We start from the raw sequence: 1,727 nt of genomic DNA, 5'->3' as shown, positions 1-1,727 counted from the left end.
CAGGTCCTGGTGATCATGGAGTTGTCTACGCTCTGTGATCACATGGAGGGCCTGTGCCCGCGCTTCCATCATGGCTGATCGAACCGCTCTGGGACCAATTCGCTGCCCTGCTGCCCAGACGGTCGGTGTTCCACCCCGACCATCCCCTGGGATGCCACCGGCGGCGGATCAGCGACCGGATCGTCTTCGACAAGATGCTGCAACTGCTGCGCTTCGGCTGTTCTTACGAGGCGATCGCCGACACGACCTGCTCGGCCACCACGATCCGCAACCGCCGTAACGAGTGGATACGACTCGGGGTCTTCGCCCGGCTCAAGGAGATCGCGTTGGAGTCCTACGACCGGATCGTCGGCCTCGTCCTCGACCAGATCGCCGTCGACGGCTCCATCACCAAGGCGCCCGGAGGCGGCGAGGCCGCCGGACGCTCACCGGTCGACCGCGGCAAACAGGGCCTGAAACGCTCGGGCATGACAGACGGATCCGGCATTCCACTGGGCCGCGCCCTGGCCGGCGCCAACCGCCACGACTCCCCCTTGCTCGCCCCCACCCTGGACCGCCTGGACGACCTTGGGCCGCTGCCCGACGACATCACGGTGCACCTGGACGCCGGCTACGACTCGGCCACCACCCGCACCCTGCTCAACGAACGCGGGCTGCACGGCCGCATCGCGCGCAAAGGCGAGAAGGCGCCGATCCAGGCCAGTCGGCGTTGGTACGTCGAGCGCACCCACGCCTGGCAGAACGCCTTCCACCGCATCACCCGCTGCTACGAACGCCGCGCCACCGTGATCGATGCCTTCTTCGACCTCGCCGACACGATCATCACCGTGCGCGGTCTGATCCGACGAGCATGGACGACTCACCGCTGGGACGAACGCCCGAGCCGTCGACCATGACCTCACGCCTGTCCACGAGACCTCGAAGTGTGATGCGTGGGTGAAGTTCATGCTGGGAGGGATTCGCCCTTTTCGGGGTAGTCGTCACCATTTATCAGGTCGTTCCAACCGAAGTGGAGGCTGATGCTGCTGGACGAGTCGTAGTACGGACGGTCACAGATGTAGCTGTCTTCGACCCAGATGGGATCGTCGGCCCACGTCACTTCCAGCCAGCCCGAGGCCAGCACAGGTGGCTGGAGGGACGGAGCCAGTTCGGCCACGGTACGCCAATCGAGTTTCAAAAGCGGACCGGCGGAAGGCAATTCCTCGTCGCCCTCCCTGATGACCTCAAGTTGCACTTCGGCGTCCTCGGCCGCGTCGGATGCCGCGGTGATCTGGTCGTGCAGTTCGAACACCTTGCCCAGGAGCGGCAGTGTGCGGGCGGCCTCCCAGTCGGCGTCTTCGATGACCGTCCCCACGTCTTCCCAGATTTCCTCGGCCCGTTCGTCAGCTTCGTTGCGTTCCTGAAGCTCGATCACGCGGGCCAGTGTCCGGTCCCATCCGGGATCGCCGGTACGCAAGTACGGGCGCACGTCGAACCCGCCGACGATAGTGCCGCGCTGGACAACCCACAGGTGCAGGACGGCTCCGCACAACATCACGTGATAGTCGAGAAACGGCTGGTAGCCGTAGCCTTCGTCTTTCTCGAACATTTCCTTCAGGCTGGAGAGTTCCCCGGCGGCGTACACGTATCCCAGAGGAGTGGCGCCGGGACCTATCGAGTACTCCAGCAGGTAGCAACTCGACGCGCTGTGCGACTCCGGGGGTGTGGTCATTGCGCTCTTCTCTCAC

At 64.8% G+C, this 1,727-nt stretch carries 2 protein-coding genes; one reads left to right on the top strand and one right to left on the bottom strand.

From position 1 onward, the window contains the following. Positions 1-53 precede the first annotated feature (53 nt). Positions 54-896 carry an IS5 family transposase gene (locus Pma05_RS42055; protein WP_203863131.1) on the top strand — a complete coding sequence of 281 codons (843 nt, stop codon included), beginning with the start codon at positions 54-56 and terminating at the stop codon, positions 894-896. A gap of 47 nt (positions 897-943) precedes the next feature. On the opposite strand, the gene Pma05_RS42050 is transcribed toward Pma05_RS42055, so the two are convergent. After that, positions 944-1,711, bottom strand: a complete 768-nt coding sequence (locus Pma05_RS42050) for a hypothetical protein (RefSeq protein ID WP_203863130.1) — start codon at positions 1,709-1,711, stop codon at positions 944-946. Positions 1,712-1,727 lie beyond the last annotated feature (16 nt).

Source organism: Plantactinospora mayteni (assembly GCF_016862935.1).
In the GTDB taxonomy this organism is placed as follows: domain Bacteria; phylum Actinomycetota; class Actinomycetes; order Mycobacteriales; family Micromonosporaceae; genus Plantactinospora; species Plantactinospora mayteni.
The sequence above is the reverse complement of the archived record's forward strand: the minus strand, read 5'-3'. Positions and strand labels throughout refer to the sequence as shown.

Bases quoted from the DNA above. Each gene is read 5' to 3' on its own strand.
- Pma05_RS42050 (WP_203863130.1), bottom strand. From the start codon at position 1,711: ATGACCACACCCCCGGAGTCGCACAGCGCGTCGAGTTGCTACCTGCTG.